General features: G+C 60.0%; 18 protein-coding genes. 13 read left to right on the top strand and 5 right to left on the bottom strand.

The features are described 5' to 3' along the window. Window positions 1-239: 239 nt before the first annotated feature. Together BUB69_RS21200 and BUB69_RS21195 are read right to left on the bottom strand one after the other, a co-directional pair. The gene (locus BUB69_RS21200; RefSeq protein ID WP_024688262.1) at window positions 240-491 is read right to left on the bottom strand and encodes a DUF1654 domain-containing protein; all 252 of its coding nucleotides are present in this window, start codon (window positions 489-491) and stop codon (window positions 240-242) included. 127 nt (window positions 492-618) lie between these two features. After that, window positions 619-1,275, bottom strand: a complete 657-nt coding sequence (locus tag BUB69_RS21195; RefSeq protein WP_073170169.1) for a LexA family protein — start codon at window positions 1,273-1,275, stop codon at window positions 619-621. A gap of 163 nt (window positions 1,276-1,438) precedes the next feature. Between BUB69_RS21195 and BUB69_RS21190 the strand changes: the two genes are divergently transcribed. The 12 genes from BUB69_RS21190 (at window position 1,439) to pdeM (ending at window position 16,064) form a co-directional block, all read left to right on the top strand. Next, entirely contained in the window at window positions 1,439-1,645 is a 207-nt protein-coding gene (locus BUB69_RS21190) for an SEC-C metal-binding domain-containing protein (RefSeq protein ID WP_032610343.1), read from the top strand. Between the two features lie 108 nt (window positions 1,646-1,753). Beyond that, window positions 1,754-2,398 carry a glutathione binding-like protein gene (locus tag BUB69_RS21185; protein ID WP_073170167.1) on the top strand — a complete coding sequence of 215 codons (645 nt, stop codon included), beginning with the start codon at window positions 1,754-1,756 and terminating at the stop codon, window positions 2,396-2,398. A gap of 141 nt (window positions 2,399-2,539) precedes the next feature. Continuing rightward, window positions 2,540-5,014: a penicillin acylase family protein gene (locus BUB69_RS21180; protein WP_073170165.1), complete on the top strand. Its 2,475-nt coding sequence runs from the start codon at window positions 2,540-2,542 to the stop codon at window positions 5,012-5,014. 402 nt (window positions 5,015-5,416) lie between these two features. Beyond that, window positions 5,417-6,454 carry a ligase-associated DNA damage response exonuclease gene (locus BUB69_RS21175; RefSeq protein WP_073170163.1) on the top strand — a complete coding sequence of 346 codons (1,038 nt, stop codon included), beginning with the start codon at window positions 5,417-5,419 and terminating at the stop codon, window positions 6,452-6,454. Next, on the top strand, window positions 6,451-8,154 hold the full coding sequence (locus BUB69_RS21170) for an ATP-dependent DNA ligase (protein WP_073170161.1): 1,704 nt from the start codon (window positions 6,451-6,453) through the stop codon (window positions 8,152-8,154). The genes BUB69_RS21175 and BUB69_RS21170 overlap by 4 nt, the downstream gene beginning before the upstream one ends. Window positions 8,155-8,488: 334 nt before the next feature. Continuing rightward, window positions 8,489-9,271: a transporter substrate-binding domain-containing protein gene (locus BUB69_RS21165; protein ID WP_073170159.1), complete on the top strand. Its 783-nt coding sequence runs from the start codon at window positions 8,489-8,491 to the stop codon at window positions 9,269-9,271. Between the two features lie 83 nt (window positions 9,272-9,354). Then, window positions 9,355-10,083: an ABC transporter permease gene (locus tag BUB69_RS21160; RefSeq protein ID WP_073170157.1), complete on the top strand. Its 729-nt coding sequence runs from the start codon at window positions 9,355-9,357 to the stop codon at window positions 10,081-10,083. Then, window positions 10,080-10,790, top strand: coding sequence for an ABC transporter permease (locus BUB69_RS21155; protein ID WP_073170155.1), 711 nt, complete (start codon window positions 10,080-10,082; stop codon window positions 10,788-10,790). The genes BUB69_RS21160 and BUB69_RS21155 overlap by 4 nt, the downstream gene beginning before the upstream one ends. A gap of 14 nt (window positions 10,791-10,804) precedes the next feature. After that, entirely contained in the window at window positions 10,805-11,923 is a 1,119-nt protein-coding gene (locus BUB69_RS21150) for a succinylglutamate desuccinylase/aspartoacylase family protein (RefSeq protein WP_073170153.1), read from the top strand. 9 nt (window positions 11,924-11,932) lie between these two features. Then, on the top strand, window positions 11,933-12,697 hold the full coding sequence (locus tag BUB69_RS21145) for an ABC transporter ATP-binding protein (RefSeq protein ID WP_073170151.1): 765 nt from the start codon (window positions 11,933-11,935) through the stop codon (window positions 12,695-12,697). Between the two features lie 224 nt (window positions 12,698-12,921). Continuing rightward, a complete protein-coding gene (locus BUB69_RS21140) occupies window positions 12,922-15,411 on the top strand; it encodes a ligase-associated DNA damage response DEXH box helicase (protein ID WP_073170149.1) in 2,490 nt (829 codons plus the stop codon). Continuing rightward, window positions 15,408-16,064, top strand: a complete 657-nt coding sequence (gene pdeM / locus BUB69_RS21135; protein WP_073170147.1) for a ligase-associated DNA damage response endonuclease PdeM — start codon at window positions 15,408-15,410, stop codon at window positions 16,062-16,064. The genes BUB69_RS21140 and pdeM overlap by 4 nt, the downstream gene beginning before the upstream one ends. 56 nt (window positions 16,065-16,120) lie before the next feature. Here pdeM and BUB69_RS21130 read toward each other — a convergent pair whose 3' ends face one another. Both BUB69_RS21130 and dcd read right to left on the bottom strand, forming a co-directional pair. After that, window positions 16,121-16,333, bottom strand: a complete 213-nt coding sequence (locus BUB69_RS21130) for a hypothetical protein (RefSeq protein WP_024686878.1) — start codon at window positions 16,331-16,333, stop codon at window positions 16,121-16,123. 112 nt (window positions 16,334-16,445) lie between these two features. Further along, window positions 16,446-17,012, bottom strand: coding sequence for a dCTP deaminase (gene dcd / locus BUB69_RS21125; protein WP_003184751.1), 567 nt, complete (start codon window positions 17,010-17,012; stop codon window positions 16,446-16,448). A gap of 319 nt (window positions 17,013-17,331) precedes the next feature. Between dcd and BUB69_RS21120 the strand changes: the two genes are divergently transcribed. Next, the gene (locus BUB69_RS21120) at window positions 17,332-17,541 is read left to right on the top strand and encodes a cold-shock protein (protein WP_002554837.1); all 210 of its coding nucleotides are present in this window, start codon (window positions 17,332-17,334) and stop codon (window positions 17,539-17,541) included. A 133-nt stretch (window positions 17,542-17,674) separates the two neighbouring features. Here BUB69_RS21120 and apbC read toward each other — a convergent pair whose 3' ends face one another. Beyond that, window positions 17,675-18,769: an iron-sulfur cluster carrier protein ApbC gene (gene apbC, locus BUB69_RS21115; protein WP_073170145.1), complete on the bottom strand. Its 1,095-nt coding sequence runs from the start codon at window positions 18,767-18,769 to the stop codon at window positions 17,675-17,677. Window positions 18,770-18,911: the final 142 nt, after the last annotated feature.

The following is an 18,911-nucleotide window of genomic DNA, read 5'->3' as shown; positions in this document are numbered from 1 at the left end:
TCCGTATCAAAAATGATGAAATTCACACCGCGTCGAGTTTCAGTATTGAAACAATATTTAAGCATGCTTAAATATTAAGTCAAGCATGCTGAATTCAAACCGATTAAAGCCAGAGCTGTGTGGAAAAATGTACGCGCACTCTGGAGCGCACGCAGAGCATGTGGAGCGGCATTAACAGGCTAGGCGCGGGAAAGATCGGCTTATAAGGATCCTGCCCACGCTCGGCTTCACAGTGGGAATCAACTGTCGATATACCGCTTCCAGCCTATGCACACCGAGCCGTCCTCAAGGCGATCGACCTGGATGCCTTCGGTGTCTTCGATTTCCTGAAGCACAGTGTCCCAGATATCGGAAGGCTCGCCGTCAAGACGAGTGACGGTGACGAACTGGACCTTTTGCACATTGGGCGCTGCGACCATGCGCTGGATGCGTCTTCCAATCTGTTGGTAGGAAGACGCAACGCTGGCCGTGGAATACAGATCGCTAGCCATGACAACCTCCTTGGCATAACTGTATTTATATACAGTATTCCAGCTGTAGGATGTCGGCAAGGTACAAGTAGGAAAAGTATCGACTCAGTGTTGAACGCAGAACGTCCGCAGCCTTGCCGGATCCGACTCAGAGCCTGCCGGTCATCCGGACCGCCACGCCAATGATGCGACAGTCGGCACCACACTCGATCATTCGGTACGCCGGGTTCAAGGGTTTGAGATAGCGGACGCCGCCATCCTCCACCAGCTTCTTGAACGTTGCCTCGTTGCTGGCCGGCAGCTTGGCAATCACCAGTTTGCCCGGCTGAACATCGGCTTCGGTGTCCACCAGAATCATCATGCCTTCAGGCACGCTGACGCCGGTGGGGGCCGTCATCGAATCGCCTTTGACCTCCAGCCAGAACGCCGGTCCCTTGGAGTCGTAATCCGAAATTTCGTAGCGATCTGAAAACCCTTCAGGGTAGGGCTCGACCGCCTCTTCCCACGAGCCTGCCGAGACCCAACTGATCACCGGGTAGCGGAAAGACATTCTGGGTTGATCAATCAGTGCGACGTTGGCCTCATCAGGCGAATCACGTTCCGGTCCTTCGCCAATCGCCAGCCATTCAGCACGAAAGCCCGTGGCTCTGGCCAGCGCGTAGAGATTTTCCGGGCGCAGGCTCTTGCTCTCACCACTGACCCACTGAGTGACGGCAGAATTGGCGACACCGCACGCAGCGGCGATCTCACCCTTCTTTCTGCCACTCAACGCGATGGCCCGAGCAATGCGTTCGTGTCTGTTCATACGTCCTGCCTTACAGCGTGTGAGGAAATAGAAGCGAGCGCCTGACGCCGCAACGATGTAAGCATGCTTAAAAAACGGCTGAATTTCCAGCAAAAACACTTCGATACAGCTTCGCGACCATTTGCGGGATAATGCGCGTCGATTTAATTGCGGAGTAACCCCGATGAACCAGCAAGCCCATGTTCATGGCCCTGATTGCAACCACGATCACGATCATGATCATCACGACCACCAGCACGGCCACGTTCATGGCCCCAACTGCGGCCACGCTCATCAGGAACCGGTGCGCAACACGTTGAAAGACGTGGGTCGCAACGACCCTTGCCCATGCGGCAGCGAGAAGAAATTCAAGAAATGCCACGGCGCCTGACACGCCGGGTTTTCTGCCAACGGCCTGCCTCGCAGGCCGTTTTTATTTGTGCGATGCGTTGCGAAAAGCGTAAAACAGAGGGCTACGATCACCCACAAGGAGCGCTCAATGATCGACCTGTACTACTGGACCACGCCCAACGGTCACAAAATCAGCCTGTTTCTGGAAGAGTCGGGCCTGGCGTACAAAGTGTTTCCGGTCAACATCGGCAAGAACGAACAGTTCGAGCCCGACTTTCTGAAAATCGCCCCTAACAATCGCATTCCGGCAATCGTCGATCACCACCCGGCGGACGACGGCCCGCCCCTGAGCCTGTTCGAATCGGGTGCGATCCTGCTGTATCTGGCCGAAAAGACGGGCCGCTTCATACCGACCGACCTGCGTGGCCGTCAGGAAGTGTCGCAATGGCTGTTCTGGCAGATGGGCGGACTGGGGCCAATGGCCGGGCAGAATCATCATTTCAATCGTTTCGCCAAGGAGAAAATCCCCTACGCCATCGAGCGCTACGTCAACGAAACCGCCCGCCTCTATGGCGTGCTGAACAAACGCCTGGCGGATCGCGACTTCGTCGCAGGCAGCGACTACAGCATTGCGGACATGGCGATCTACCCGTGGATCGTGCCGCACACTTATCAGCAGCAGGATCTGGACGACTTCCCGCACCTCAAGCGCTGGTTCGACAGCATCGCCAATCGTGATGCAACCAAACGGGCCTATGCGTTGGCCGAGCGGATCAATCCTTCCAGGCCCTGAGGGTTTCCAGCGTGCCAGCGTCTGCGTTGGCACGACATGCTTTGTAAAATCCTGAAATAAACTCACTCTGCCCGCTTGCGCGCTGCCTGCCTGCTCTCTAACGTAGCGACTTTTGTACGTTACCCCTCCAGGAGCTTGCCCATGGCCTCGCCAGCCTTTCTTCATTTTCTGCCCCGATTTGGCGCTGCCGCCGCTGCGGTGAGTTTCCTGAGCCTGGCTGGTTGCCAACTGGGCGGTGGTGACAACGACACGGTGCTGCCCGCTTCCGGGACCGTAGCGCTCAAAGGCCTGGCGCAAAACGTGTCGGTACGGCGCAACAGCATGGGCATGCCGCTCATTGAAAGCAGCACCTACCACGACGCCCTGTTCACGCTGGGCTACGTGCATGCCGGGGATCGCATCAGCCAAATGCTTGGCATGCGTCTGTTGGCGCAGGGCCGTCTGTCGGAAATGGCAGGCGCCGATGCGCTGGAAGTCGACCGCCTGATGCGCTCGGTCAACCTCAAGCAGAACGCCAGTGATCTCTACAACGCCTCATCGCCCCGTCTCAAGCGCTTCTTCGACGTTTATGCACGCGGCGTGAACGCCTACCTGTTCCGCTACCGCGACAAATTGCCAGCCGACGTGGCCAGCTCCGGCTACAAGCCTGAGTACTGGAAACCCGAAGACTCGGCGCTGATTTTCAGCCTGCTCAACTTCAGCCAGTCGGTGAACCTGCAAGAAGAACTGTCCGGGCTCGTTCTGGCGCAAAAAGTGGGTGCCGACAAACTTGCCTGGCTGCTGCCGACTTATCCCGATGAAGAACTCCCATTCGCCGAGGCCGACAAGCTCAAAGGCCTGAACCTCAACAACCAGGTCAATGACCTGAGCGATCTGAACAAGGTCGCGCTGCAGCTTTCCGACCTGAACATGCTGGGCGTGGCGGCGTCGAGCAACTGGGCCATCGCCCCACAGCGCAGCCGCAGCGGCAAAAGCCTGCTGGCCACCGACATGCAGTTTCCCGGCGGTTTGAACTCGGCCTGGAGCTTCGTGCAGATCCGCGCACCGAAATATCAAGTGTCCGGTGTCTCCATCGCAGGTCTGCCGCTGGTGCTCAGTGGCTTCAACGGCAAGCTGGCGTGGAGCATGAGCAACGTCAAAGGCGACAATCAGGACCTGTTCCTGGAGAAGATCAAACGCGAAGGCAATCGTGTGTCTTACATGGCCGACGGCAAATGGGTGCCCGCCATTGCTCACGATGAGACCTTCCTGGTCAAAGGTAACCGGGCCATTCGCGAAACGGTTTACGCCACACGTCACGGCGCGCTGCTCAATGCCAGTGCCACACCGCCTGGCAATGGCCTGAGCCTGGCGCTGCAAACGCCAAGTTTCAAGGACGACAAGACCCTGGATGCGTTCTTCGATCTGTCCCGTGCGCCTAACGTGGAAAAAGCCTTCGACACGAGTCGCGAGATCCGCGCGATCACCCTGAACATGGTGTTTGCTGACGCCTCGAACATCGGCTGGCAGGTCACGGGCCGCTTCCCGAATCGTCGTGAAGGCCAGGGCTTGCTGCCGTCGCCGGGCTGGGATGGCAAGTACGACTGGGACGGTTTCGCCGACTCGATGCTGCATCCCTATGATCAGGACCCACGCCAGGGCTGGATTGCCACGGCCAACCAGCGCACGATTCCGAAGGGCTACGGCATGCAGCTCTCCAACTCGTGGGGCAACCCGGAGCGCGCCGAGCGCATTGCCGAACTGGCCAACGGCGCCAAGCAGGATTTGCGCAGCACCATTGCCATGCAGTACGACCAGACCACCACCTTTGCCGGCAAGCTCAAAACCATGTTCGAAGCACCGGGCATGAGCAAACCGCTCAAGCAGGCGATCGACGCACTGCCCGAGGCCGAGCGCAATAAAGCCCGCGAAGCCTACACCCGCCTGATGGCGTTCGACGGCAAGCTGAGCGCTACCTCGGCCGATGCTGCGCTGTACGAACTCTTTCTGCAGGAAAGCGCGAAACAGATTTTCCTGGATGAACTGGGCCCGGAAAGCAGCCCTGCCTGGCAGGCGCTGGTCGCCAATGCTGGCTCGTCTTACTCGCCTCAGGCCGACCACCTGCTGGGCCGCGACGACAGCCCTTTTTGGGACGACGTCAAAACCCCGCAGAAAGAAGACAAACCCGCCATTCTGGCGCGCAGCCTCGCCGCAGCCGTGACCAGTGGCGACAGCCTGCTGGGCAGTGATCACAAGGCCTGGCAGTGGGGCAAGCTGCATCGCGATAACTGGACGCAAACCTACCCGCTGGTCAAGCAAATGGGCGGCGTCGAGTACAACCGCAGCGCTTTACCGGCAGGTGGCGATCACACAACGATCAACATGTCCGGCTATGAATGGGGCAAAAGCTTCGATGCACGCATGGCACCCGGTCTGCGCATGATCGTCGACTTCAGCCTGGTGGAGCCGATGACGGGGGTGATCAGCACCGGCCAGTCCGGCAACCCGGCCAGCCCGTATTACGCCAACAGCATCGAACCCTGGCTGAAGGCGCAATACATGTCCATGCCGCTGCAGCAGCCGAACTATGAGAAGGGTTATGGCAAGCAGCGTCTGACGTTGACGCCCGGGAAGTAAAACCTTCACTCCCTCGGCCTGACTCCTGGACCGAGGGAGGTTCCACCACGCCCCGACGGAACGCTATCGCCCAGCACCTTCGTGGGAGCCAACGTGTCCGCGAATACAGTGGTTCAGTCGCTGAATTCTTGTTGAATCGACTGGCTCTTTCGCGGACAAGTCCGCTCCCACGGTTTTGAGTTGCGCCTGATAATCTGGGCAGAGCACTCATCGTCATGGGTGGGAGCGGACTTGTCCGCGAATACAGTGGTTCAGTCGCTGAATTCTTGTTGGATCGACTGGCTCTTTCGCGGACAAGTCCGTTCCCACGTTTGCGGCAAGACAGCCCAGCCCCCCAAAACTCCACGAACTTCCCGCCCTGCCCCGGCTCATAGCTAACAAGCCCATCCATACGGTTGCCCCATGGATCTTGTCGTTGCGCGCCCTGAAGGTTTGTACTGTCCACCTGGTGATTTTTATATCGACCCCTGGCGTCCGGTCGAGCGGGCGGTGATTACTCATGCGCATGGCGACCACGCCCGTACGGGCAATGAGCATTACCTGTCGGCGGCCAGTGGCGAAGGGATTCTGCGTTCGCGTCTGGGGCAGGACATCAACCTGCAAACCCTCGAATACGGTGAGTCCATCACGCATCACGGCGTCAAGCTCAGCCTGCATCCGGCCGGTCACGTGCTGGGCTCGGCGCAGGTTCGGCTGGAATACGGAGGTGAAGTCTGGGTGGCATCGGGCGACTACAAGGTCGAGCCGGACGGCACCTGCGCCGCATTCGAACCGGTGCGTTGCCACACATTCATCACGGAATCGACCTTTGGCCTGCCGATCTACCGCTGGGCACCGCAGTCGCAGATTTTCGAGGGGATCAACGACTGGTGGCGCGCCAACGCGGCCCAAGGCAAAGCGAGCGTCCTGTTTGCCTACTCGTTCGGCAAGGCCCAGCGCATTTTGCACGGCATCGACGCCAGCATCGGCCCGATTCTGGTGCATGGCGCAGTCGAACCCTTGAATCGGGTGTACCGCGAAGGCGGCATTCGAATCCCTGAAACCCACTACGCAGGCGATTTCAAGAAAACCGATCCGGCGCTGCGGCAGGCCCTGATTCTGGCACCACCTTCAGCGGGCGGCAGCAGCTGGATGAAGCGCTTCGGCGAGTACAGCGATGCGTTCGCCAGTGGCTGGATGATGCTGCGCGGCACACGACGTCGACGCGGCGTGGACAAAGGGTTCGTGCTTTCTGACCATGCGGACTGGCCGGGACTTCTGTGGGCGATCGAACAGACGGGGGCGGAGCGTGTGATGGTCACCCATGGCTCGGTCGGCGTACTGGTGCGCTACCTGCGCGAACTGGGCCTGGACGCGCAGGGTTTTACCACCGAATACGGCGACGAAGACGACGCACCCGCGCAGGCGGAGTCTGATAAAACGAGCGAGACCGCGTCATGAAAGCCTTCGCCGAACTGTACAGCCGGCTGGACGCCACCACCTCAAGCAACGCCAAGCTCGCGGCCATGCGTGAGTATTTCGAACAGACCGATCCACAGGACGCGGCGTGGGCAGTGTACTTCCTGTCGGGTGGACGACCTCGGCAACTGGTGCCAACCCGCGTTCTGCGCGAACAGGCAATGACCTTGGGTAACCTGCCAGAGTGGCTGTTCGAGGAAAGCTATCAAGCGGTAGGCGATCTGGCGGAAACCCTCTCCTTGCTGCTGCCACAGGCCGAGCACAGCAACGATGAAGGCCTTGCGGTCTGGATGGAAGAGAAGCTTCTGCCTTTGCGCGGTCTGCCACCGGAAGAACTGGCCGAGCGCCTGCCTGCATTCTGGTCGCAACTGGACCGTAGCAGTCTGATGGTGTGCATCAAGCTGATCACCGGCAGCTTCCGGGTGGGCGTATCCAAGCTGCTGGTCACTCGCGCCCTTGCCTCGCTGGCCGATATCGACAGCAAACGGGTCGCGCAACGGCTGGTGGGCTACACCGATCTGTCGCACCGGCCAAGCGCCGAGCGCTACCTGAAATTGATTGCCGCCGAGTCAGAAGACGAACACGCGCAGCGCGGCGGCCAGCCCTACCCGTTCTTTCTCGCCCACTCGCTGCAACAGCCTGCCGACCAGTTCGAGGAATTGTTAGGTCCGGCCGGGCAATGGCAGGTGGAATGGAAGTGGGACGGCATTCGTGCACAGCTCGTCAAGCGCGATGGGCGACTATGGATCTGGTCGCGTGGCGAAGAGCTGGTGACGGATCGCTTCCCCGAGCTGCACAGTCTGGTTCAGTGCCTGCCCGACGGCACCGTGATCGACGGCGAAATCGTGGTCTGGAAAGCACCCGAAACGGCACCCGACCGCGATGCGAAATTCGCGCTGGACAGCGACTCTCCGAAGACAAGCCCGTCGGTTCAACCGTTTGCCTTGCTGCAACAACGCATCGGACGCAAGACGCTGGGCAAGAAGATCCTCACGGATGTGCCGGTCGTGGTTTTGGCCTACGACCTGCTCGAATGGGAAGGCCACGACTGGCGTAGCCGTCCGCAACATGAACGCCGCACGCAACTGGAAACCTTGATCGGCGAGGCGCGCAGTGAAGTGCTCATGCCCTCTCCGGTGCTGACCGGCAAGGACTGGCTGGACCTGGCCAGCCAGCGCGAAGCGTCCCGCAGCCTGGGTGTCGAAGGCATGATGCTCAAGGCGCGTGATTCGCTGTATGGCGTCGGGCGCACCAAGGACATGGGGGTTTGGTGGAAGTGGAAAGTCGATCCGTTCAGCGTGGACGCGGTGCTGATTTATGCACAACGCGGCCACGGACGCCGCGCCAGCCTGTACAGCGACTATACCTTTGCGGTCTGGGACGGCCCGCCTGAATCGAGCGAACGTACCCTTGTGCCGTTTGCCAAGGCCTATTCAGGCCTGACCGATGAAGAGATGCGCAAGGTGGACGCCATCGTGCGCAAGACCACCGTCGAAAAGTTCGGCCCGGTGAGCAGTGTTAGCCCCACGCTGGTGTTCGAATTGGGTTTTGAGGGCATCGCGCTGTCCAAACGGCACAAGAGCGGGATTGCCGTACGCTTTCCACGAATGCTGCGCTGGAGGCAGGACAAGCCCGTGTCTGAAGCCGACAGCCTGGCCACGCTGCAAGACCTGCTGAGCTGACGCACCTGAAGGGTGCGCCCGAAATAAGGCGCACCAAATCTGATCATTCCTACACACTCTGCTGTTGCGCGCTCGCCAGGATCGTTACCAATCTGCTTCCCGCACCCTCTTTTACGCGATCAGCTTTGCGCAAAAGGGACATCCTTGCGGACCTTGGCGGCGACGCGAAGGCAGAACGCCATGCATTTATATGAAATAGCGACAACCACTTACACTTCAAACGCACGTTCGTCTCTCTGGTTCGGAAATTGCTACCTTAGAGCGTCTGGCACCCGCCGGTAGCAACAAGCCTCGCGCGTTCCCAACACCCCCATCAGGTTTTAAGGACTGAATAATGAAAAAAGCATGGCTGACCCTTTCCGCACTGGCTTTGTGCCTGGCCGCTGGTAACACGATGGCCAAGGAGTACAAGGAGCTGCGCTTCGGCGTCGATCCTTCTTACGCACCGTTCGAATCCAAAGCCGCCGACGGCAGCCTGGTGGGCTTCGATATCGACCTGGGCAACGCTATCTGCAAAGAGCTGAAAGTCACCTGCAAGTGGGTCGAAAGTGATTTCGACGGCATGATCCCTGGCTTGAAAGCCCGCAAGTTCGACGGTGTGATCTCCTCCATGACCGTGACCCCGGCTCGCGAGAAGGTCATCGATTTCTCCAACGAACTGTTCTCCGGCCCGACCTCGCTGGTGTTCAAGAAAGGTGCAGGCCTCACCGCCGACCCGGCCAGCCTGAAAGGCAAGACCGTGGGCTACGAGCAAGGCACCATCCAGGAAGCCTATGCCAAGGCCGTACTGGACAAGGCTGGCGTGAAAACCCAGGCCTACGCCAACCAGGATCAGGTTTACGCTGACCTGACCTCCGGCCGTCTGGACGCATCCATTCAGGACATGCTGCAGGCTGAACTGGGCTTCCTGAAATCGCCAGCCGGTGCCGGTTACGAAGTCAGCGAACCCGTAGACAGCCCACTGCTGCCCGCCAAAACCGCCATCGGCATCGCCAAAGGCAACAAAGAGCTCAAAGCCCTTCTCGATAAAGGTATCAAAGCGCTGCACGATGACGGCACCTACGCCGAAATCCAGAAAAAGCACTTTGGCGACCTGAATCTGTACAGCGGTAAATAACACCTCGACGCCCATCGATTTCGGCGATGATTCGCCGCCCTTTCGATGGGCGTTTCTGTTCGTGACCGCTCAAGGTTTTATCCATGCTCGACTCACTGATGCACACTCTCGGACTTTCGGCCTTCAGCCTGAAGGGCTTCGGCCCGCTGCTGCTGCAAGGCACCTGGATGACCGTCAAACTTTCGGTGCTGTCCCTGTTTCTGAGCATCGTGCTCGGACTGATCGGGGCCAGCGCCAAGCTGTCGAGCTCAGCGCTGCTGCGCGTGCCGGCACAGGTCTACACCACCCTGATTCGTGGGGTTCCGGATCTGGTGTTGATGCTGCTGATTTTCTACAGCCTGCAAACCTGGCTGACCAGCCTGACCGACGCCATGGAGTGGGAATACATCGAGATTGATCCGTTCAGCGCGGGCGTCATCACGCTGGGCTTCATCTACGGGGCGTACTTCACCGAGACCTTCCGCGGCGCGATTCTGTCGGTGCCACGTGGTCAGGTAGAGGCGGCCACCGCTTATGGCCTCACGCGCGGCCAGCGTTTTCGTTTTGTAGTGTTTCCACAAATGATGCGCTACGCGCTGCCCGGCATCGGCAATAACTGGCAAGTGCTGCTCAAGGCAACCGCGCTGGTGTCGATCATTGGCCTGGCCGATCTGGTCAAGGCTTCGCAGGATGCCGGTAAAAGCACCTATCAACTGTTTTACTTCCTGGTTCTGGCGGCACTGATCTATCTCGCGATCACCAGCGCATCGAACTTCGCCCTGCGTTGGGCTGAACGGCACTACGCCGCAGGCAGCCGGGAGGCACAGCGATGATCGAGTTGCTTCAGGAATACTGGAAGCCCTTCCTTTATACAGACGGCGTGAATGTGACCGGTCTGGCGATGACGATGTGGCTGCTCAGCGCCTCCATCGCCATTGGCTTCTGCCTGTCGATTCCGCTGTCCATCGCCCGCGTGTCGAACAAACGATGGGTACGCTGGCCGGTGCAGTTCTACACCTACCTGTTTCGCGGCACCCCGCTCTATATTCAGTTGCTGATCTGCTACACCGGCATCTACAGCATTGCGGCGGTGCGTGAGCAGCCCTTGCTGGATGCGTTCTTTCGCGATGCGATGAACTGCACCATCCTGGCGTTCACCCTGAACACCTGCGCGTACACCACCGAGATTTTCGCTGGTGCGATCCGCAGCATGGCCCATGGCGAAGTCGAAGCGGCCAAGGCTTACGGCCTGAGCGGCTCGAAGTTGTATGCCTATGTGATCATGCCGTCGGTGCTGCGCCGCTCGCTGCCTTATTACAGCAACGAAGTGATTCTGATGCTGCACTCCACCACCGTGGCGTTCACCGCCACCGTGCCGGACATTCTGAAAGTCGCGCGGGACGCCAACTCGGCGACCTTCATGACCTTCCAGTCCTTCGGGATCGCTGCCGTCATGTACCTGACCGTTACGTTCATTCTGGTCGGGTTGTTCCGGCTCGCCGAACGTCGCTGGCTGGCCTTCCTCGGCCCCGCTCATTAATCAGGACAGCGCCCATGCACCATCACACCCATGACGTGCTGTCGCCGCTGCCGGGCACCGTGCGTTGCGTTCACAGCTTTCACTACGGCCCTCAGACCGGCGCGGGCAAGGTCTACATTCAGGCTTCCCTGCATGCCGACGAACTGCCCGGCATGCTGGTGGCCTGGTACTTGAAGCAGCGGCTGGCCGAGCTGGAAAACGCCGGTCGCCTGCTGGGCGAAATCGTCGTAGTGCCGGTGGCCAACCCCATAGGTCTCGAACAGGTATTGATGGACACGCCGCTGGGACGCTACGAGCTGGAAAGCGGGCAGAACTTCAATCGCGGGTTCATCGACCTCGGGCAACAGGTGGGCGACGAGATTGAAGCGCGGCTGACCCAGGACCCGATTCAGAACCGCACCCTGGTGCGCGACAGCCTGCGCGCCGCGCTCAACGCCCGGATACCGACCACCCAGTTGCAGTCATTGCGCCTGACGCTCCAGCGCCTGGCGTGCGATGCCGACATGGTGCTGGACCTGCATTGCGACTTCGAGTCGGTCGAGCACCTGTACACCACGCCCGAAGCCTGGCCGAAGGTCGAGCCGCTGTCACGTTACCTCGGCGCACAGGCGAGCCTGCTGGCGACCGATTCAGGCGGTCAGTCGTTCGACGAATGCTTCACGCTGGTCTGGTGGCAATTGCAGCAGCGCTTCGGCGAGCGCTTCCCGATCCCGATGGGCAGCTTCTCGGTGACCCTTGAGCTGCGTGGGCAAGGCGACGTCAATCACTCACTGGCCAGCCGTGACAGCCAGGCAATCATCAATTACCTGGTCGATGCCGGCCTGATCGACGGCGAACGGCAGATGCCACCCGAACTGCTCTACCCCGCGACGCCTCTGGCCGCGGTCGAGCCGGTCGCGACACCGGTCGGCGGCTTGCTGGTGTTCTGTGCGACGCCTGGCGAGCACGTCGAAGCCGGACAACTGATCGCCGAGATCATCGATCCAATCAGCGACGCGGTGACCAGCATTCATTCGCTCAATGCGGGTCTGCTGTATGCGCGCTCGTTGCGCCGCATGGCCACCGCAGGCATGGTCATCGCCCATATAGCGGGCACGCGGGCCTATCGCAGCGGCTACCTACTTTCTCCTTGAGGACCTCTCATGTACAAACTGACCATCGATGGCCTGCACAAGCGCTATGGCGACAACGAGGTGCTCAAAGGCGTGTCGCTGAAGGCCAGCAGCGGCGATGTCATCTGCCTGATCGGCGCCAGCGGCTCGGGCAAGAGTACGTTTTTGCGTTGCATCAACTTTCTGGAACAGCCCAACGACGGCGCCATGAGCCTGGACGGCCAGCAAGTGCGCATGGTCAGCGACAAGGATGGCATGCGTGTGGCCGACCCGGACGAGCTGCAACGTATCCGCACCCGACTGGCCATGGTGTTTCAGCACTTCAACCTGTGGGCGCACATGACCGTGCTGGAAAATATCACCATGGCGCCACGCCGGGTGCTGGGTGTGCCCAAGGCCGAAGCCGAAGCCCGTGCACGCAAATACCTGGACAAGGTCGGCCTGCCCGAGCGCGTGGCCGACCAGTACCCGGCGTTTCTGTCCGGCGGCCAGCAACAGCGCGTGGCGATTGCCCGTGCGCTGGCGATGGAACCGGAGATCATGCTGTTCGATGAACCGACCTCGGCGCTCGACCCGGAGCTGGTCGGTGAAGTGCTGAAGGTGATTCAGGGTCTGGCAGATGAAGGCCGTACCATGATCCTGGTGACTCATGAGATGGGCTTTGCCCGTAAGGTCGCCAGCCAGGTGGTGTTCCTGCATCAGGGCCAGATCGAAGAATCCGGACACCCGGATGATGTGCTGAACAATCCCAAGAGCGAGCGGTTGCAGCAGTTCTTGAGCGGAAACCTGAAGTAACCGCTGGAGGTGACGTAGCGCGCGGGCACGATCCGGCACCTGTGGGAGGCGGCTTGCCGGCGATAAACGATATGACGCGGTCTGTCTGACGCATCGCGCCGCCTGCATCGTCGGCACGCCGCCTCCCACGTATCAAACATTAGGGTGTCCCTCGATAACCGTTTAAAACTATTACCCTTTTGTCGCTGTCTCTGAGTTATCGCCCTTCAGAGCATTTCGACCGCATGAGCAGACCCAACGATTTCGCTCAGCGATGGTTTCGGGCCCGAGGCTGGAAGGCGTTCGCCTTTCAAAAGGAAGTCTGGGCGGCGGTGAAACAGGGTGAGTCCGGCCTGTTGCACGCCAGTACCGGCTCAGGCAAAACCTACGCGGTGTGGTTCGCAGCGCTCAACCGGTTCGCCTCGACCCAATCCCCGACCGAAGACAAACCCCGCAAGAAAAAACCGCCTGCCGCGCCGTTGAGTGTCATGTGGATCACGCCCATGCGCGCACTGGCCGCCGACACTGCACGCGCGCTTGAAGCGCCGCTGGCCGAGCTGGACATCAACTGGTCAGTTGGCCTGCGCACCGGCGACACCAGCAGCAGCGAACGCGCCCGGCAAGGGCGTCGACTGCCCTCAGCGCTCATCACCACCCCTGAAAGCCTGACCCTGCTCCTGACCCGAGCCGACGCCCAGCCGACGCTCTCGACGTTGCGCATGGTCGTGGTCGATGAGTGGCATGAGTTGATCGGCAACAAACGCGGCGTTCAGTTGCAACTGGCACTGGCCCGCTTGCGCCAATGGAATCCACAACTGATCGTGTGGGGTATTTCTGCAACCTTGGGCAATCAGCAGCACGCGCAGGAAGTGCTGCTGGGCGAAGGCGGCGTCACGGTTCAGGGCAAGGTCGTCAAAGCGTTGCAGGTCGACACGCTCTTGCCGCCCTCCATCGAACGCTTTCCCTGGGCGGGTCATATGGGCTTGCGCATGCTGCCGCAAGTCGTCGCAGAGGTTGAAAAAAGCGCCAGCTGCCTGCTGTTCACCAATACCCGCGCGCAATCGGAAATCTGGTATCAGGCGCTGCTGGAAGCCCGCCCGGACTGGGCCGGGCTGATCGCTCTGCATCACGGTTCCCTGGCCCGCGAGGTGCGCGACTGGGTTGAGCGGGCCTTGAAGGACGGTTCGCTCAAGGCGGTGGTCTGCACCTCCAGCCTGGACCTGGGCGTGGACTTCCTGCCCGTGGAGCGCGTGCTGCAGATTGGCTCCCCGAAAGGCGTGGCGCGTCTGATGCAGCGCGCAGGGCGTTCGGGGCACGCACCGGGCCGCCCTTCGCGAGTAACGCTGGTGCCGACACACAGCCTTGAACTGGTGGAGGCCGCCGCCGCCCATGATGCGGTCGCTGCACGGATGATCGAGCCAAGGGAATCGCCTCACCAGCCACTGGACGTACTGGTGCAGCATCTGGTCAGTGTGGCACTGGGCGGAGGCTTTCTGCCTGATGAGTTGCTGGCAGAAGTGCGCACCGCCTGGGCCTATCGCGACCTGAGCGATGAACAGTGGCAATGGGCGCTGGCCTTCGTACGCAATGGCGGCCATTCGCTAACGGCCTACCCCGACTACCGACGCGTCGAGCCGGACGAGCACGGCATCTGGCGCGTGCCGGATGCCCGTCTGGCACGTCGGCACCGGATGAGCGTCGGCACCATCGTCAGCGACGCGACGATCAATCTCAAATACTGGAAGAAAGGCGGCGGTGGCGGCTCGCTGGGCAGTGTCGAAGAGGGCTTCATCGCACGCCTCAAGCCCGGCGATGGCTTTCTGTTCGCAGGGCGCCTGCTGGAATTGGTGCGGGTCGAGAACATGACCGCCTATGTCAAACGTGCCACCGGCAAGAAAGCCGCTGTGCCCCGCTGGAGTGGCGGGCGCATGCCGCTGTCCAGCGAACTGGCGGATGCCGTGGTGGAGAAGTTCGACGCCGCCGCGCATGGCCATTTTGACAGCCCCGAGATGCAGGCCGTCAAACCCCTTCTGGAAGTACAACGAGAATGGTCCGGGCTGCCGCAACGCGACACGCTGCTGGCTGAAACGCTCAAGTCCCGTGAAGGCTGGCACCTGTTTCTGTATCCGTTCGCCGGCCGGCACGTACACCTGGGGCTGGCGAGCCTGCTCGCCTGGCGCCTGAGCCAGCACCGGCCATTGACCTTCTCGATTGCCGTCAACGATTACGGCCTGGAGTTGCTGAGCGCGAGCGAAATCGACTGGGGACAGGCATTGCAGGCAGACTTGTTTTCCGAAGCGGACCTGATGGCCGACATCCTGGCCAGCCTCAACGCGGGCGAGCTGGCGCTAAGGCGCTTTCGCGAGATCGCCCGCATCTCGGGCCTGGTGTTCTCGGGCTATCCTGGCGCGGCCAAGAGCAACCGTCAGCTACAGGCGTCCAGCGGGCTGTTTTTCGAGGTATTCAAACAATACGACGCCGACAACATGTTGCTGACGCAGGCTGAGCAGGAGGTCTTGCGCCAGGAGCTGGACCTGGCTCGACTGGAGCATACCCTGCGTCAGATCAACACCCGCAGGCTCGACCTGCATCCAATCAAACGCGCCACCCCACTTGCCTTCCCCCTGTTGGTGGAGCGCTTTCGCGAGAGCCTCAGCTCGGAAAAACTGGCTGACCGTATCGCGCGCATGGTGCGCGATCTGGAAAAAGCCGCCGGCCCGGAATCTGATCGATGAAGCCCTGCATTGCTATCACGCTGGCAGATGAAGAGCTTTGGCTGCTGGCCGACAAGGCCATTTACTATCCTGCCGAACGCGCCTTGCTGATCGCCGACGCGCATTTCGGCAAAGCAGCCGCCTACCGCAAACTGGGCCAGCCGGTACCGCACGGCACCACACAGGCCAACTTGCGTCGTCTGGACCGGCTACTGGATGACTACCTCTGCGAGCACCTGATCTTTCTCGGCGACTTCCTGCACGCCCCCGAATCCCACGCCCCGGGCACGCTCGGTTCGCTGCAAGCATGGCGGGCGAGCCGGGCAGGCCTGAGAATCACCCTGATACGCGGTAACCACGACAAACGCGCAGGCGACCCTCCGGCCAGCCTCGAAATCGAGGTGGTGGCAGAACCCTTGTTGCTAGGCCCGTTCGCGTTGCAACACGAACCCGACGCGCACGCGACGCATCATGTGCTGGCCGGGCATGTCCACCCGGTTTACCGGTTGCATGGGCGGGGTCGACAGAGCTTGAGACTGGCGTGCTTCTACCTCGGCCAGAAGGTGAGCCTGCTGCCTGCTTTCGGCGAATTCACGGGGGGCTTTGCTATCCGGCCAGCGAAGGACACGTTGATTTATGTCACCGGGGATGGGGCAATATGGCCTGTAGCCTGAGGGCCTGATAAACGAAAACGCCCGCGGCCTCGATAGAGACAGCGGGCGTTCGGGAATCAGGCGACTGGCGCAGGTGGCGGCTCGTCCGGCACGGTAGGCACACCCGGCTCGCTCGGCTCGGGATAAGGCGTGTCCGGTCCCGGGTCTCCCGGAATCCCGCCCCCCACCATGTTCAGCTCGGTGTGAGCCATCAGTGACCAGGCCAGCAGTCCGATCTCGTTGAGTGGAGGAGATGTTTCCTGTTCAGAGGTTTTGAACGTGGTCTTCATAGGTCACTCCTGATCAATGGCTTTCGCCTACAACCGTAAACGAATGCATGTGAGGCAATAGAGTGCGAAAACGAACATTAATTCCATCGCGGGACAGAGAACACCAAAAAAATCAGGTGCGTGGCAGGGTGACGCCGCGCTGCCCTTGATACTTGCCCCCGCGGTCCTTGTAGGAAACCTCGCACTCCTCGTCAGACTCCAGAAACAGCATCTGTGCCACACCTTCGTTGGCGTAGATTTTCGCCGGCAAGGTTGTGGTGTTGGAAAATTCCAGCGTCACATGACCTTCCCACTCCGGCTCCAGCGGCGTGACGTTGACGATAATGCCGCAGCGCGCGTAAGTGCTTTTTCCCAGACAGATGGTCAGGACGTTACGCGGAATACGGAAATATTCGACGGTACGTGCCAGTGCGAATGAGTTCGGCGGGATGATGCAGACGTCGCTCTTGACGTCGACGAAGCTTTTCTCGTCGAAGTTTTTCGGATCGACGGTGGCCGAGTTGATGTTGGTGAAGACCTTGAATTCATCGGCGCATCGCACGTCGTAGCCGTAGCTGGACACCCCGAAGGAGATCAGTCGGTCTGCGCCTTCGCCACGCATCTGACGCTCGACGAAGGGCTCGATCATGCCGTGCTCTTGCGCCATGCGGCGAATCCACTTGTCCGATTTGATGCTCATGGGAATGTCCTGATTTACGAGGTGAAAAAGATGTGGGGCATCTTACCGGGCCTGCGCCACGTGTTCAAAGGCAACATATCTGCCATCCATGAGACCTGAGCCGCACTTTCGACGCGAATGGAAATAATCCTCGACAGACCATTGGCACGTCCGACAAAAAGGGTTAAGGTGGCGTCACTGTGTTGCTTGTGTCACTGAGAATCTCTACACGATGTTGAATTTCGATCCAACCATCTCCATGAATTTTCCAGCTCTTTGCACTCAGTCTCGGCCTGGGCTCTTCCTACGCCGCAGTTAACTTTGTCCAAGGAGATATACTATGTCCAATCGCCAAACTGGTACCGTTAAGTGGTTCAACGATGAAAAAGGCTTCGGCTTCATCACTCCACAATCCGGTGACGACCTGTTCGTGCACTTCAAAGCTATCCAATCCGACGGCTTCAAAAGCCTGAAAGAAGGCCAACAGGTTTCTTTCATCGCTACCCGCGGTCAGAAAGGCATGCAAGCTGAAGAAGTTCAAGTTATCTAACTTGTACTGATCAGCTTAAAAACCCCGCCCTCAAAAGCGGGGTTTTTTTTTGCCTGTAATTCGAGCTTAGCCGCAATGCACGCTGGAAACGGGCCGAACAGGGCCGACCCGCTCTCGACAAACGCCTTACCGATCAGTCATCACTGACAGAGATCGTCGGCATGGCCGGACTGGCCGCCTCCTGCAAGACGATCCGCGCGCCGACATGGCGAGCCAACTCCTGATACACCATCGCAATCTGACTTTCCGGCTCGGCAATCGCCGTAGGCTTGCCGCCATCGGCCTGCTCGCGAATCAGCATCGACAGTGGCAATGAGGCCAACAACTCGACGTCGTATTGCGAAGCCAGCTTCTCGCCCCCCCCCTCACCGAACAGATGCTCGGCATGCCCGCAGTTCGAGCAGATGTGTACCGCCATGTTTTCAACGACGCCCAGCACCGGAATATTGACCTTGCGGAACATCTCGACGCCCTTGCGCGCATCCAGCAACGCCAGATCCTGCGGCGTAGTGACGATGACAGCACCAGCCACCGGGACTTTCTGTGCCAACGTAAGCTGGATATCACCCGTGCCTGGCGGCATGTCGATGATCAGGTAATCCAGATCATTCCATGCTGTCTGCGTGACCAGTTGCAACAACGCACCCGACACCATCGGCCCGCGCCAGACCATTGGCGTGTTGTCATCGGTCAGAAACGCCATCGACATCACTTCGATACCATGGGCCTCTATCGGCACGAACCATTTCTGGTCCTTGATCCTTGGCCGTGTGCCTTCGGGAATGCCAAACATCACGCCCTGGCTCGGCCCGTAGATGTCTGCGTCGAGAATCCCCACACGCGCGCCTTCGCGAGACAGCGCCAGCGCCAGATTGGCCGCCGTGGTGGATTTGCCGACACCGCCTTTGCCAGAAGCCACAGCCACAATATTTTTCACATTGGCAAGGCCGGGGATCTGGCTCTGAGCCTTGTGCGCACTGATGACGGTGGTGATTTCGACTTTGGCAGCCGATACACCTTCGATATTCTCGATGGCCGTCTTGAGGACGTGCGCCCAGCCGTTCTTGAACAAGTCGGCGGCGTAGCCCAGTTCGAGTCGCAAAGTGACCTGCGACCCCTCGATATCGATGGCCCGTACACAGCCAGCGCTGAGCGGGTCCTGATTCAGATAGGGGTCGGTGTACTGGCGAAGAATCGTCTCCACCGCCGCGCGATTGACAGCGCTCATGGGCTCGCTCCGAAAAAAGACTGAGTAAAACAGGCGGCTATCCTACCTCTTCTGCCGGACGCCGACATGGTTTCACTCCTCATCCAGGAGCATTCCCACAACCGCACGAGGTGAAAAAAATCGCTCAGACCTTTATAGTGGC

The organism is Pseudomonas asturiensis (genome assembly GCF_900143095.1).
Taxonomy (GTDB): domain Bacteria; phylum Pseudomonadota; class Gammaproteobacteria; order Pseudomonadales; family Pseudomonadaceae; genus Aquipseudomonas; species Aquipseudomonas asturiensis.
This window is presented reverse-complemented; position numbering and strand designations above follow the sequence as displayed.